The following is a 16,012-nucleotide window of genomic DNA, read 5'->3' as shown; positions in this document are numbered from 1 at the left end:
TTTTTACTTCAACACAATCAGAGTTTTTCGCAGATCGCATCCACATATTCATCCATTCCGGCATTGCCGTGGAGATCCCTTGTCAGATGCTTTCCTTCGTTCAGAACCTGATCAATGGCATTTCGGATCCGGTCCGCACAGTCTTTCTCACCCAGATGATCCAGCATCAGGCAGGCAGACCAGAGAAATGCGGTCGGATTCGCGATGCGCTGACCGGCAATATCCGGAGCGCTGCCGTGAACCGCCTCAAACATCGCATGATCCGCACCCATGTTGGAGGACGGAACCACGCCGAGACCGCCCACAAGACCGCTGCAGAGATCGGAGAGGATGTCACCGTAAAGATTCTGCATCACCATGATGTCGAACTGCTCCGGCCGCATGACAAGCTGCATACAGGTGTTGTCAATGATCTTGTCATCAGCCTCGATGTCCGGATATTCTTTTGCGATGTCACGGAAGATGGAGAGGAACATTCCGTCCGCGCGCTTGATGATATTTGCCTTGTGAACGCAGGTCACTTTCTTTCTTCCGTTCTTTACCGCGTAATCGAAAGCCGCACGGATGATGTTCTCACATGCCGGTCTGGTTACAATCTTTAAAGCGTGAACCTCATCCTCGCTGATGACGTCCTCCACTCCCGCGTAAAGTCCCTCCGTGTTCTCACGGAAGATGACAATGTCGACATTTTTAAACGGTGTTTCAATGGCCGGAATCGACTTTACCGGACGGATGTTGGCATAGAGATTGTATTTGCCCCGAAGCGTGACATTCAGAGAGCGGAAACCCTTTCCCACCGGAGTGGTGATGGGAGACTTCAGCATCACGCGCGTCCGCTCAAACGAAGCCAGTGCCTCATCCGGAATCAGCTTTCCGTTTCGCTCATATTCCGCCTCACCGACATCAAAAACCTCATAAGACAGCGGTGCGCCCGCACAGTCTAAAACTTTCATCGCTGCTTCCACCAGTTCCGGTCCGATTCCGTCACCGCGGAATACCGTGACAGTATGTTTATCCATTCTTCTTTCCTCCATTCAGGATTCATTCATTTCATCCTTATATCAACCTTAATCGCTGTCATCAATGCGGCAGGGCTTTCTCTGAATGAATCCTGATTTTACTTCTGATTTTAGTTCAACATTGTATCAAAGCTGTATCAAAGCTTCACAACACCGATCACGATTCCGAGAAATACCATCAGTACACTGGTAACGTAGTACGGCGGAATGCTGAATTTCATGTGATCCTTGAGTTCTGTGTTGGTCAGACCGATTGCGAGATAGGTAGCCGGAACAAGCGGGCTTACCATAAGTGCCAGGTTCTTACCGATAATCATGGCAATTGCCGTATTCAGAGAAGCAACGCCGTAAGTCTCACCGACCTGCATAACCAGCGGCATGATACCGTAGAAGTATGCGTCGGTTCCGATGCAAAGACCAAGCGGAAGAGCAAGAATACCGAAAATGATGTGAATATACTGGCCAAGAGCCGGCGGGATGATTCCCATGATGGCAGACGCCATTGCTTCCAGCATACCGGTTCCGTCAAATACACCAACCATGGCACCTGCCGCAAAGAGGGTAGCGGAGATGGCAATTGCGCTCGGTGCGTGCTTTTTGATGAGTTTCTGCTGTGTCTTCTGATCCGGATAGTTGACCGCGAGAAGAACACAGAGTCCCAGAAGGAATACGACATAGGATTTCCCGATTCCAACGGAGAGTCCGGCAATCACAACTGCTGTCAACAGGAAATTGAAGAACAGCATCTTCGGTCCCTTGCGAAGAGCATCGTCCTCTTTTTTCTCTTCCTGTGCGCTCTCAATCTCAACACCTTTTCCTGCACCGGCGCCCATCTTGATGGCAATCATTCCCATGACAACTGCCAGTGCAATATTGATGATGCATCCGATGACCTGGATCGGAATCAGCATGTGCCAGAGATCATTTGCGTCCATCTGAAGAACCGTTGCCGCGCGGGCCGTCGGACCACCCCACGGGAGAAGATTCATAACACCCATGCATGCACCGGTGATGCAGAGAAGAATTCTCTCATCAATGTTCATCTTCTTATAGACCGGATACATGGACGGAATGGTGATCAGAACCGTCACTGCGGTCGTACCGTCCAGATGCGCGATGGTAGCAATGATTGCTGTCGCAACCGTGATGGCGATTACATTGTTTCCGGCCTTCTTTACCAGCCAGTTGACGATGACATCAAAGAGACCGGTATCTGCGAGAACGCCAAAATAGATCACCGAGAAAATAAACAGAATACCGTTCGATGTTGTTGTGCCGATTCCGTCGGCAATGAATTTCATGATATCCGGAAGACCGAATCCGAGAATCAGCGCGGCAAGCGCCGGAATCGCCGCCAGTACAACGACCGGTGACATTTTTCCTTTCAGTAAGAGAGCCACGATCGCGACGATCATGAGAAAACCAATAGCTGCAGTCATGAAAAAGTACCTCCTTGTTTTTTCCTGTCTTAACCCCCATGAGCTGTATCGATGTTTACAGGTACATCGTAGAAGACCGGAGTGACAAGGACGTGACAGAATAATGACAGTTTTGTCACATTGGCCGGATCGGTTTACGAACTTCGTCGAAACCATTATATTTATAGTGAAAGCAAACGAAATACTCAGAGAAGATATACCGGGGTGCGCCCTTTCGCGGCGGAATTGCCGCCGGAGCGCAGACAATCGAGCGGATGATGACATCCTTTGCCCCGGAACATCCGGCAGTCGGTCTTGATACAGATGACAATATGTAAGGAAGCGAAAGAAAATGAGTGACGAGAAAATTCTTGTGGTCGACGATGAGAAAGCCATCCGCACAGCTATCCGGCTGGCCTTCAAAAAAGAAAATATGACGGTGATCGAAGCGGAAGACGGCGATGAGGCCCTTCAGATTCTCCGGTCCGAACATTTTCATCTGGTCATTCTGGATGTCATGATGAAGCGGGTCGGCGGCTATCAGGTCCTTCAGACCATGAGAGGGAAGGGAGACAGCACACCGGTCATGATGCTGTCCGGAAAATCCGATGAGATGGATCAGGTGTTGGGGCTCGGCTTCGGCGCAGACAGCTACCTGACGAAACCGTTTCACAATTCCGTTCTGATCCAGACAGCGAAGGCCCTCATCCGGCGCAGCGAGATCTACAACAGGCTAGCGCCAAATGAAATCCGGCAGGGACCGTTTTCTGTGGATACGCTGCGGATGACCTGTCTGAAAGGCGGAAATGAACTCGCTCTGACCGGCAGGGAACTGACCCTGTTCCGTTTTTTCATGGAGCATCCGGGGCAGGTTTTTACAAAAGAACAGCTTTACAATCAGGTCTGGGGAGATTCCGTCGTCGACGACAACACCATCATCGTCTATGTACGGCGGATCCGCGCCAAGATAGAGGACGATCCAAAAAATCCGCAGTATCTCAAAACCGTTCGCGGCATCGGGTACCTGTTTGAAGTTCCGGGTGTGTGACATCACACCTCCTTTTAGGAGAAACAGCGTCAGCCATGAAAAAAAATAGACATAATAATCTGACCCGCCGATCCGGCCGTTTCATCATTCTCGCTTTCACCGCCATCATTGTGGTGTCCCTGGCGGTCTTTTCCGGATGTTACCTGTTTTATGTCCGGTACCGCGATTCCATCATCCGCAGCGAAGAAAAACAGCTTCAGACCATCGCCGACACAATCGGACAGAATGTCGGCGATTTTATCATGGCAAACCTTGGAGAAATCGACCTTTTCTATGATGAAATCGTTTCCGAGCGCATGCAGACCGAGCCGGACGACGGATTACAGCGGAAAAATTCCGCTTTTCTGAACCGGAAACATGACCTTTACAGCGGCCTGATACTGCGGCGGGAAAACGGACCGGTCCTGTATTTTGACCGGAACGGAGAAGCGGTATCCCAAAAGGATGCCGATCCGGATCTGCGATCCTTTGCAGAAAGCCAAAACCGGCTTTCGGGCGATTTTTCCGACACGGATGAATTATCAAAAGCAGCGTCCGATCCGGATTCCCAAGCGGAAGAGGCGGCAGCAGCCGGCCTAAAAAACAAACCGGAGATCGAAGCGGAGATCGTCGGAAAACGGCAGATTTCCGGCGGTCAGGGATATCACATGTATATCCGGAAATATTTTTCCTACGGAAACGAACGGTGCATCGTTCTTTTGGCGATGGATCTAAATGAGATTTATCGCCGGATTGTCGCACCGGTCCGCATAGGCACAGGGGGATATTCCATCGTCAAAGATCAGGATCTGACGATCCTCATGCACCATGCCAAAAGCCAGATCGGTCTGGATGCCATTTCCGACCGTGCCCGGATCTACCCGAATCTCAATCTGTCCGATCTGGAAAAATGGATCACCTATCAGACCGAGCACGACTCGGGAAGTCAGGTTCTTCACACCTATGACTGGGATCAGAATCCGCCGCAGGACATCACAAGGGTGATCGCATTCACCACAATACGATTTCGGGGGGAACAATGGATCATCAACTCGACCCTTCCCCTGGAAGAACTGCAGGAACCTCTGAACAGCATGATTTCCATGCTGACCCGTATTCTGACGATTTACGTCCTTCTGGTGCTTATCGTGATGTATCTCATCATCCGGATCACATATCAGGCCCGATCCCAGGAGGACAAAATCCATTACTTACAGGAAATCAACCGGGGAATGGAGACCATCCTGCAGAAAAATGAGGAAATCCGGCATTATCAGCGCATTCAGTCCCTCGGCATGATGTCGAGCCACATCGCACACGAATTCAACAACTACCTGACGCCGGTTCTTCTGTACGCAGATATGCTTCAAAACGATGAAACACTGTCCGAAGACGGAAAAGAGATGGTCCGAGAGATTTCTTCCTCCATCGACCGCGCCTCCGATCTATCCCGCCAGCTTTTGGAGTTTTCCCGGCAGGACACCGGCATCAGACTGAGCGAGCTCAATCTGACGGAAGAAGTGCAGACCGCCTCCAATCTGATCCGTCAGCTTTGCCCGGCGCGCATCACCTTCATCGCCGACATTACGGACGAAAACATTTTCTGCCTGATCCGAAAGGGGATGGTGGAACAAATCCTGATGAATCTGGCAAAAAATTCGTTTCAGGCAATGGAAGAGACGAAGCAGCCGACTCTTTGTATACAATTTGGCCGCAACAACGGCGGACAGCCGATCCTTTTTGTGAAAGACAACGGGTGCGGAATTCCGGAGCAGTCGCTTTCAAGAATTTTCGATCCGTTTTACACCACAAAAGGATCGCGGGAGGGAACCGGACTCGGTCTGTCAGTAATTCAGAATATTCTGAATTCAATTCACGGTTCCATTCGTGTATACAGCAAAGTCGGAGAGGGCACGGAATTTCGGATTGAGATCCCGGAAATCACGGAAAACCGTGGTTTCGGCGGCCGAAAACGACTCAACTCCATAAAAAATGTTGGAATTGTTTCTCCAGATCTGAAAATTCGCCAGTACCGGGACTTTTTTCATCTGCCCGATATGAGTGTGTCTGTATTCGAGCAGTCTGCGCCGGTTCTGGACCGGATCACAAAAGACCCGAACTGTTTCGATCTGATGCTGATCGATTATCAGCTGCCGGCGATGAGCGGGATTGATCTGGCAGAAATTATCCGAAGACAGAATCCGGAGATCCGTTTGATTGTTCTGGTTGAAACAATGGATCCGAATCTTGGATGGTATCAGAATAACGGAATCATTGACCGATTTGTCATCCGTGATGAACTGGCCAGTGAGCTGAGGATTTTGTATGCCAAATGCGATCATCCGGAGTCCGGTGATGCCGAATCTGAAGAAATGAATATGGATCCATAAAGTGAATCTAAAATACCTTGCAGATAGCGGATTTCGGTACACAGACAACGGAACATCCCAATAAATGAGAAACAGCGGATAACCCAAAATCAGATGGATTATCCGCTGTAAATCGTCAGTCCAGGGCATTTTACCGAAAAGAGGGGACAGAAGCAGGAACCCGGCGAGAGAAGATGTGATATCCATCTATTCGTGAAAGTCCACTTTATCGAATAGATGGATGAGGGGCGCACGATATTTTCGCTTGATTCTGCCATCCAACATCGTTTCGTCGAGATTCATCCTTCCATTGCTTTTATCGGCATCGGAAACATTATCACATTCATCGGTTCATGCTGGCTTGCATTCCATAATGTAAGTTTCTGCTGCATATTGAGCCAACTTTCTGCCGAGGTATTGGTCGCCTTACTGATCCGCAAAGCCATCTCAGGACTTAAAGCAGCCTTTTCATTTACAAACTCCGACAAAGTTTTCCTACTGACACCTAACATCTTTGCTGCCTCTGTGACAGATAATCCTAACGGCTTTAGTACGTCTTCTAAAAACACTCTGCCGGGATGGGTCGGTTTTCTTGTCATGATTCATCCCTCCATTCAATGATAATCCGTGTAGTCCACCAAAAAGGCATCATTCCCTTCAAAGTAAAATGTTATACGCCAATTTCCATTAACCGTGACAGACCACATTTCGCTCAAATCTCCCTTGAGCTGATGCAAACGATATCCGGGTAGATTCATATCATTCGGACACATACTGGCATCAAGCCTATCCAACATTCTTTCCAATTTTGTGGCATGCTCCGGCTGAATTCCCTTTTTGGAGCCCGTTTCAAAGAAATCTTTTAATCCTTTGTGCGAAAAAGATTTTATCATATCTCGATTGTAACCCCACGCGTATCGTTTTTCAATATCATATTGTGAGCAATTCTATAATCTTTAAAACACCATCAAATCATTTATCTGACTTTGTACACCATCCATTCCTATTCCCGATTTCTTTACTTGAACTGATATATTTTCCTGAAATCTGAAATTTTGACATAGCAGCGTTAATAACACTCTTAATTGCGGTTTTTTCGCCTAGAACCCATAATCTTCCTCCGACTTTATCTCGTTTATCAACAACATCTAAACCGGATTCCTCGAAGAATTTTCTTAGTTCACTATCTTTATATTCCTTCTTTTTGCTTTCTTTTTTTTGTTTCTTGCAATTTGAGGCATTTGCGTAATCAATATGAACAATTACTGGTTTCGTTTTTGATTGTTCATTATTATTCTGTTGCTTATTTTGCCCTTGTTTTTCATAACCGTTTACATCAATTACTTCTGAGTAAACATAAAGGTCATCCAATGCACGAGTAAAAGCTATATATTTTTGATTGCGACTCATTCTTCCAGCCAACACGATAACTGAACTAAATTCCAGACCCTTTGCGTCGTCAATATGAATGATATTCCATCGAGTTCTATGGATTCCAAAGTCCTCACCAGTCATATCATGGAATTTGTTTTCATATTCAGAATACTCTCCCATCAAATAACGAGCTTCAGCATCATTTCCAACTAAGATTGCTGCCAACCCTGTTCTCTTATTGTCAAACAATTGATTGTACAATTCCGTTCGAAACTCAAATATATTGCTCAACTCATGAACGCCTTTTCCAGATGTGTTGATAGGAACCATATCCATATTAAAAAATCTATTGCAATAATTAGTTATTTGGGAAGCATTTCTATAATTCTCTTTCATTTCTTGAATGTCAAAATCAATAATATCCGAATACTCCTCCCAACTATCAATTCCCTTTGATCCCTCAATATGCTGATTAATATCACCATACAAGTTAAAGATAACATTACCACCATTGACATTCTTTAAAAGATTAAGTTCTTCCGGTGCTATTCCCTGTGCTTCATCAATTGCTAAAAGTGATTCTTTTTGCATAGATGAGATTCCTCGGTACTGAAAAAGAATCTGAAGATATACATATGGCGAACACTTCAGGGCTTTTATATTTCCCTTTTCATCTGATTCTATGCCAATATTCGCCATCACAATTCTATAAGCGTTCTTTACCGCCTTTTTGCTTTCTTCGGACAAAGCATTGTGTTCTTCTTGAATCCGATTATAGTATTCTAAATCAAGATATTTTTCATTTCTTTCTTGTAATCTCTTTATTTCCTGCTGAGTTTTATCAACATCTTGACTTATTGCTCCAAGATATCCCGAATATTTGTCTTCAATTTTAGATATTTCCCATGAAAGCATATAGAATCCACCAATCAGTTGACCAACTAATCCTACAGCATGATATACGCTCTCTATGGTATTTTGAGTAAATCCATTATTCAATCCCTGAAAAGGATCAATAACTGCTTCAACTTTATCATTCAGAAGACTTAAAGAATTAAAATAATCGTCATCTAACTCTGCAACGCGTTTCTCTTCTATAGTCTGCTCAAGATGTTTTCTGTTGTAATCGATTATATTTAATCTATTCTTTATCGCATCCGCATTCTTATTCTCATCCAATTTTTTTAATTCGATTTGTGCCCTCTCTATTTCCTTCTCAAACGAATTAATCCTATTACTAAGCGCTTGAATTGTTTTTTGTTTCCGATAACGTAATGTAGCGCTTAAATCTTTTAATGAATCGACCACTGCTTGTATACAAACGAAATATCTTTCAATAACATTTTCATTTGCTGTCAGAGCACTCTGTAAAAGTAACAGACGATAATTGATTTTTTGGTAATAAGTGGTTATATTTCTTCGTTCGTTCTCATTTATTCCCAATTCAGAGAACGCTAGTTTCAAAGATAATTTAGAATTTAAGATGCCCTCAAAATGTTGCTTAATATCAAAAATACACTTCTTCGAATAAATATAAGCTTCTTGTTCGCTGTTTAATTTATCACTATAACTTATCCTCCCATATTCGCTCGCTTTATAACCAGGGTATTTTTCAATACAATAATCATAATACTGTTCTATTGTGCCCATGTTTATATCGGAAATTTCCAGCTGATGCCTCATATTATCAGCTAATTGCGTGTACGTTTGAGATGGTGAGATAATATAGAGCGAAGTCCGACTAAAGCTGTTTGGGTTATCGTACAACAAAATTGGTAGCCGGTGCAGCATAATCATTGATTTTCCGGAACCTGCACAACCTTGGACAATCAAATTCCTCTCATATGGTGCCTGAATGATTTCGCCCTGTTTTTTTTGAATAGAAAAAACTATATTTCGAAATTCCGGTGATGAACGTCTCTGCAATAATTCCTGAAGGAATTCATCTGAAATTATCTCCGCTGCCTGATCGGGTTTATACTCGTCCGGATTGAATCTACTTATCATTTTTTCTATAAAGTCATTGCTAAAAAAATCTGTATTTTTTATTTTTTCTAAATCAGTATCATTAAAAACGCCCGGAAACATATTTATTACTTTTTTTACTCGCGTAAATCTAAGCGTGACTTCATTTTTAATCAGTAACGAATACTTCGTATGATATTCTTTTCCGTCCTTATCCTTAACTATGCTTTCAAAGTCTGTATTATTATTATCAAAGAGATAATGCCTGCACACCGGCATTGTCCACGACACTACGTATTTTTTTGAGCCATATGAACAAGAGTGTAAACCAACCTTAATTTCTCTTATCCCTTCTTCCGTCCCATCATTATACTTTAATAATAAGCGTGAACGATACAGTTCATCCCTTGACTGCAACAATTTTTCGCGATACTCAGCAGTATCTTTAATCCCCTTTTGAGCCATAAGCTGGCTCAAATATAAATCAGGGTTTAATGAAATGTCTGCGTTCTTTGCCTCTCGAACATATTCTTTCATCCTGTGATCAAGACTATTCAGGACCCTATCCATTTTGGCAATAAGCTTATCAAGTGCAAATTGTTCTTCATTTTTCAATTCTTCAGGGTATTCGTTTAGATTCAACTCTATTCTCCTTTAATCAGAACTCAAGAAAGGCCTGTATCAACCTTGCCATGTGTTTTCCTTCAAATCTGATACAGGGAAAATATTCTGTATCTAGAATATCTCCCTCCGATATGAAATCTGCTGCATATAGCGGTTGACCAAACCACACTGTTTTTTTATCAATCACCGTTACCGGATTTGTCACATAATCATTGAGCTTAATAAATTCTTGAAGTTCCATCGGCAAATCAATGTCTTCAGGTGTTCGAATACAAATATGAACCCCATTCGCCTTTTTTATCGACAAAACAGAACCAAATTGTTCCATTGCGGTATCATTCTCATCCATTACATCCGGTATCTCCATATGAATTGAATCCTTTGAATTCTTTATATCTTCAATATATCTTTTCCAGCTGTTTTCCCGATCTCCGATATAAATACATGGATCTTCATCTTCTATAGGCATCATTTCATCTAACACAGATGCCCCCCTTATCAAGCACTGCTCCCTTTGTATTTTAGTAATTGCCTTGGTAAAAACCAACTTTTTTGACAGATGCTTTCGAAGTAAATAATCAGCATTTGTCACCAAAACAAACTTTCCCTTTGCTCTGGTCAGAGCAACATTAAACAATCGATTCGCTGAATCATTCTTCATCGAGGAGAGCATCATTCCCGGATAAGGCATTCGAAAACAATCCACTGAATCATATACTATAACCGGTTTTTCCGATCCTTGAAACTGGTGAACAGTAGCGCATGATACCCTCAACCATTTTTTGTTTTTTTCCTGCAAATCTCGTAACATTGCAATTATCAACCTTGACTGTGCGCTATAGGGGGTGATTATTCCTACTTCATAGTTTTTCAAGTTCTTTTCAGCTATTCTCACGCACATCAAAGCAGACATAATGTTGATTCTTGAACCATCCATGGTTTTTGTACATACAGAATACATGCCACTAAGATCTACCATAGACATAGCTGCCCCCGGTACTGGATCGCACATGGCAATTTCTTGTCTGCTTTCACTTATTTTATCTGTTGTTTTTAATCTTCCCTGATACATATTTTGACTGACAAAATCCGCTATATCCCAATGCATTCGGAATTGTAAATCAAGCATTACCAACCACTCATGACTCTGATTATCCTCGACAGCCGAAGTGATACCTGTGTATTCAAAAATATCCTTTGTCAATCGATCATCTGTATTATTCTGAACAATCGCAGGAAGCTGACAAAAATCCCCAAGACATACAAAAAAACTTTTCGCCAAACTTGATGCAAAAATAATCTGAGGCACATATGCCATACTTGCCTCATCAAAGATAACTACATCAAACTGCTGCATATAGATGGATGGATCAACGGTTGCTTTCGATACAGTAGTCGCAATAAAATCCGCTCGATAAATGAGATCCCGTTCCTGTTGCAGCAAAAGGTCCCGTAATCTATTTATGCATTTGTTTATTTCAATTCTTTCCGGATCCTTTCGTTTTAGACTTCTTTTCTTTTCGTTGAGTTCCCTGTATTCTTTTGATAGTTCAGGATTATTCTGTAAAACATACTGATATGATGTAAGATTACAATTATCAATTAACTCTTTAATTCTTGGATAACCATATCGAATTACTCTTCCAGCTTCAAGATCGGCTTTATTAGCAACCCTCATTAAAGCCCCGTCTACAGAAACATTGCTATATGACAACATAAGGACTCTCCGCCCTTTTTCAATATGTTCTAATGCTATATTTGCAAGTGTTTCTGTTTTTCCAGTCCCTGGTGGGCCCCAAATAAAAGTGACTTTTTCAGAAGTTGCTCTATTCATTGCAGAATTCTGACCGCATCTTATATTACTCCATGGAATAAGTTTTTTTCTTCCGTTACAGGCAATTTCATATGCTATAGAATCCCTTGATGGTTCCATACACTTTATTCGATCCATCAAAGCTTCCAGTAATTGCCATTGTTCCGATGTGAACTCAACGCTGTCAATAGTTTCACCTATATATTCCATTGTTCTGATAAGAATTGTAAAATCCTCACACGAAACAACATAACCCGTCACTATTTTTTCTGGAAACCACAACTTAACTGTTGTACCATCCGGGAAATGCAGGTCTGAATCCGTATCAAAAGCATACAAGTATTCACCATCTCGAGACGCAATTCTTTCGCCATCAACAATCCTATACTTTTTTCCACCAGTTAATTTTAAAAAATCAATCTCATTGGTTAGGGCAAAACGATAAGTTTTCTTAAATTCCTCAAATGATGCCTCCTGTCCCTGCATCAGAATTCTTTCATTAAGATCTTCATCTTCTAATTCAAGTGTTCCTGCAAATGCTGCTGGATACAGATATTTTTTTTCAGAACCATGACAGTCTAATGAAACAACTCCGTCTTTTATATATCTGATTGTTCCAATCTGATGGTTCTGCACAATCATAACTCTCATTCCAATTAACTCATCAACACTTACATCACGAGTTAAGCTATCATTTTCTTCTATAGAAAGCATCTTTCTGTTAACTCCCTATTTAATATAATCTGAACTCATGGCAAATCCAAAATCATATTCTTATTATATCACCTTAAACTTTATCGACTAATCTAATAAATTACATAAATTTTCAACTTTTTATACAGAATCCCAAAAATGCAGTTGTATTCAAAGTGCAGTTGAACGCAATAAAAGACCTTTTTAAGGGCTTTTCGAAATATTCCCTTAAAAAGGTCTCATTAACTATTTCCGTCGGGTTTTACTTTTTTGTGATCTTACATCTCAAATAAATAAGAGATCCTCCGATATTTTTATGCATTATTCTGTTTTTGGTTCCTCATACGGGATCTGCGCGCGGTACAGACTTGCCAACCAGCTGAGGCCGTTCATGCGGTATGTATCCTCCAGACTGCTGACCACCACACTTCGAACTCGGAGTTTTCCGGTTCCGGATGGCTGACGCATGGAGCTCACGGCGCTGAGGACAAAATGTCTCCCACGGACTTCCCCGAGATACATCATTTCATGCCCCTTAAAGAATAATGTCGCGCCCGGCTTTAATGAATCCAGAATTGCCTGCTTTTCGGAATCCGATTTTCCTTCCAGTTCAATGTTATGAACCGGCATGGATGCCTGCCAGCTCGTGTTCCGGGCAATATTCAGACCGAAGCACCGGTAAATATTGCGGATATAGAAGGAGCAGTCAACCGAGGAAAGCATTCCTCCCCATCCGTAGGTATCTCCCAGCATCGAATACGCTGTCTTCAGAATATTGTTCGTCGTCAGCGGCAGATATCCTTCCGACACCGCATTGTGCTGCGAAATCAGCGCCTTTTTCTTCGCATAGGTTCCGTCCGCCTGACGAACCGGAATGTATACCGGATAATTCTGATACGGAGAACGGTTCGCCACAAGACCTCCTCCCGTCGTATCGGCCGCCTCCAGAATGGTTCCCATGGTCAGCATGGTCTCAGAGATGTCCGGATTCGTCTGTGACTCTTCCAGATACACTTTTCCTGCGGTAACCACAACCCGGGTCGGTGCCGCGATATCCCATGCGGACTTCCACTCATTCCTGCTGTGACAGATCGCGATATCTTCCGTCTTAACCCATCCGGCCACCAGTTCGGATGTGATGTAGAGCCATGCGCCGTCCGCGGAGCGGAAATTGATTCGAACCGGTTCATTGACTAGAAGTGCCGACAGAACGCCGTTGTCAAAATCGTTGTCGCCGGGATCATCAGCAATAATCATCGATGACGGATAGGCGCGGATATCCGTTCGCTTTACACAGATTCCGTATCCTCTGCTCTGGGACGCCGTCGCCGTCGGATCAAAACAGTTTTCAATCACCGGATCCAGCATTTCCTGTGTCATCACAGAGCCGTCAGCGGCATAATTGCCGCCTGTCGCGTATGCGGCAAGCTCTTTCCGTGTTGATTCACGGATCTTCGCTGTCAGCTCCGCCGCGTTGAATGTTGCACTCATGGAATCAAGATCAAACATATTGGATCCTTCGGAAGCGCGAATCTTCTGGTTCAGCGAAGCGATCCGGGAACTGTCCGCCAGAATGTCATCGGTGCCGGTCAGATCCCTCACCCAGTAAGACGGATTGCTCATCTCAGCCGTGACGCCCGGAAGAAATTTTACTGCCGCCGGTACACTCATCGGATTTGAGATTCCGATCCACGCGGATGCTGCAAGAACCAGTCCCATTTTTCCATAGAAATGATTGCTGTTCATTTTCATAACCTTTATAACCTTCCCTCTCCATAAAAAATGTATTCGTTTGAACAAAGTCTGCGAGCGGATTTCGGCTCCCCACTCAATCCTGAGAGGATCGCCACGGATTTTGTGCGCCGCCGCCGGTCACAGAAAGGTGACATCTTCCGTTCAGCGATGCGCGCATCCTCCCGGAGCGTTTCTTTCCCGGGAAATGCGAAGCACTTTCCTGTGAAAGAATCCAAACCGGAGGATACCGGCTGTTTCCGTCCGTCATTTTCCCGGAAGAGAATCCACAAGAATGACATTCTCTTTCTTTTTTGCGTACTCTTTCATTTCCCTGGTGAATCCGCCCTCGGAAAACAGAATATAATGCTCTCTCCGGCTTCCGCTCTTCGGTTTCCAGTCGACCTTAGCCGCAGATTTCTCCAATTCCTTCTGATCACTCACATCCATCTTCCGCTCCGGATTCGAAGAGGTTAATCCGAACAGAATGTCCGTTCCGTCCGAACGGTATGCCACAATGGGAATCCGGATGCTTCCCCGGTTCCACCAGCGTCCGACACGGTCATAATCAAAACATTTTTCCGACATCGACCACAGTGACGAACGGCAGATTTCCTCGTAAATCTCCGGAATCTGTTTTTCCTTCATTATTTCCGAAACAATGTCCGGAATTCCCTCCCCCATGCGGCATTCGATCTCCCCCATGTTCGGATATATCGCCCGAAACCAGAACCGGAGCCAGGGATCCGGGATGACATACCGTCCGTTTCTCGAATTCTGACGGTACTTTTCCGTCACGGGATTCTCCCGGAGAATCAGCCCGTTTTCCAATAGAATGTTCAGATATTTTGGCAATGAAGTCGTTGCCATGCCCAGTCGCTCCGCAATGCTGCTCATGCGGTCGTCTCCTCCGGAAATCACCTGCATGATCCGGTAATAGGGGGCATTTTCCTGCGCGAAGGAATCCATCCGGTAAAACGGCTCCTTGATCAGGGAACTGTCCAGCCGGGTCATCACACCGTTTTCGCTGACGGTGCGAAGAAACGCATTCAGGATCTTCGGATTACCGCCGCTTACCGCGTAAGCGGTAAGCGGAAGGATTCCGTTCGGATCCGTAATTCCCGCTGCTTTCAGAAACGGCTTTATATTCCACCAGGAAAAATCCCCGAGCCCGATCTTCACCGCAAACTGCTCCCTCACCGGACTTCGCCGTCCGGTGAGAATCTCTGTCATTCTTTCGGAGATCATCCCTGAGAACACTGCCGTCGTTTTTCCCTCCGCCGTCTCGGAGAGCAGCCGCAGAATCTGTGTCTCATCCAGATTCTCTGCCTGATCGATCAGAAGAATCTCATTGGACACTCCGGCATGAAGAAACAGATCACGCAGGCCGTTCTCTTCCTCCGTTGGGTATCCGCCTCTCGGAACACTGAAGATCCGAAAGTGAAACTCCGGATTCTGCCGGATAAGTTCACGCAGAAGTGCGGTTTTTCCGACTCCGCTCCGTCCGCAGATCAGCGCGCAACCACCGGTGCCCGCCCGGATCAGTCCGTTCAGCTGATTCAATTCATGTTTTCGACCGTAGAAAAATGAATCCATGGCACCTCCTGCATTGATCATTTCATACCGATATCATAACACACATTATCCTTCTGCAGTTAATTATACCACATCGTATTATTCTGTTTCATATATTTTTAAAAAATTCTTTCGGATGTACGGAAAATCTTCCTAATGACAGAACAAAGTCCGCCGCTGGTCACCGTTAGGTGACAGCTTCCTTGGCGAAGCTCTTAACGACACATATTTCACTTAGCGGCTTTGCCGCTTAGTGAAATAGCGTGCTGCGGCTGGTCTTTTCGAGCTTAGTGAATTTGCTTACAGCGGCGTGTGCATCCTCGCGGAGCGTTTTTGTGTGATAGGGAAAAGTGAAGAACTTTCCTATCACACAAAAAGCTCCCGAAGGGAAGAACCTGTCTTCC

General features: G+C 44.4%; 10 protein-coding genes. 2 read left to right on the top strand and 8 right to left on the bottom strand.

Annotated features, from left to right (window positions below; translation table 11 throughout):
- Positions 1-17 precede the first annotated feature (17 nt).
- Both BMW41_RS03430 and BMW41_RS03425 read right to left on the bottom strand, forming a co-directional pair.
- A complete protein-coding gene (locus tag BMW41_RS03430; protein ID WP_074648862.1) occupies positions 18-1,019 on the bottom strand; it encodes an isocitrate/isopropylmalate dehydrogenase family protein in 1,002 nt (333 codons plus the stop codon).
- Between the two features lie 137 nt (positions 1,020-1,156).
- Complete coding sequence (locus BMW41_RS03425; RefSeq protein ID WP_074648861.1) at positions 1,157-2,458, bottom strand: CitMHS family transporter; 1,302 nt, start codon at positions 2,456-2,458, stop codon at positions 1,157-1,159.
- A gap of 331 nt (positions 2,459-2,789) precedes the next feature.
- On the opposite strand from BMW41_RS03425, the gene BMW41_RS03420 reads away from it, so the two are divergent.
- Positions 2,790-3,485 (top strand): response regulator transcription factor, encoded by a 696-nt coding sequence (locus BMW41_RS03420; RefSeq protein ID WP_074648860.1) that lies wholly within the window; start codon positions 2,790-2,792, stop codon positions 3,483-3,485.
- Between the two features lie 35 nt (positions 3,486-3,520).
- A complete protein-coding gene (locus BMW41_RS03415; RefSeq protein WP_074648859.1) occupies positions 3,521-5,854 on the top strand; it encodes an ATP-binding protein in 2,334 nt (777 codons plus the stop codon).
- A gap of 278 nt (positions 5,855-6,132) precedes the next feature.
- On the opposite strand, the gene BMW41_RS03410 is transcribed toward BMW41_RS03415, so the two are convergent.
- From BMW41_RS03410 to BMW41_RS03385, 6 genes are all read right to left on the bottom strand, one after another.
- The gene (locus BMW41_RS03410; protein ID WP_074648858.1) at positions 6,133-6,432 is read right to left on the bottom strand and encodes a HigA family addiction module antitoxin; all 300 of its coding nucleotides are present in this window, start codon (positions 6,430-6,432) and stop codon (positions 6,133-6,135) included.
- 15 nt (positions 6,433-6,447) lie between these two features.
- Entirely contained in the window at positions 6,448-6,726 is a 279-nt protein-coding gene (locus BMW41_RS03405; protein ID WP_074648857.1) for a type II toxin-antitoxin system RelE/ParE family toxin, read from the bottom strand.
- A gap of 79 nt (positions 6,727-6,805) precedes the next feature.
- Complete coding sequence (locus BMW41_RS03400) at positions 6,806-9,814, bottom strand: helicase domain-containing protein (RefSeq protein ID WP_074648856.1); 3,009 nt, start codon at positions 9,812-9,814, stop codon at positions 6,806-6,808.
- 16 nt (positions 9,815-9,830) lie between these two features.
- Positions 9,831-12,323, bottom strand: a complete 2,493-nt coding sequence (locus BMW41_RS03395; protein WP_074648855.1) for an AAA domain-containing protein — start codon at positions 12,321-12,323, stop codon at positions 9,831-9,833.
- A 300-nt stretch (positions 12,324-12,623) separates the two neighbouring features.
- Positions 12,624-14,054, bottom strand: a complete 1,431-nt coding sequence (locus BMW41_RS03390; RefSeq protein WP_074648854.1) for an SH3 domain-containing protein — start codon at positions 14,052-14,054, stop codon at positions 12,624-12,626.
- Positions 14,055-14,300: 246 nt separating this feature from the next.
- A complete protein-coding gene (locus tag BMW41_RS03385; protein WP_207646867.1) occupies positions 14,301-15,629 on the bottom strand; it encodes an ATP-binding protein in 1,329 nt (442 codons plus the stop codon).
- Positions 15,630-16,012: the final 383 nt, after the last annotated feature.

Source organism: [Clostridium] aminophilum, from assembly GCF_900101295.1.
GTDB classification, from domain to species: domain Bacteria; phylum Bacillota; class Clostridia; order Lachnospirales; family Lachnospiraceae; genus Clostridium_R; species Clostridium_R aminophilum_A.
Note: the sequence above shows the minus strand (reverse complement) of the source record. Positions and strands in the feature narration are given on the sequence as shown.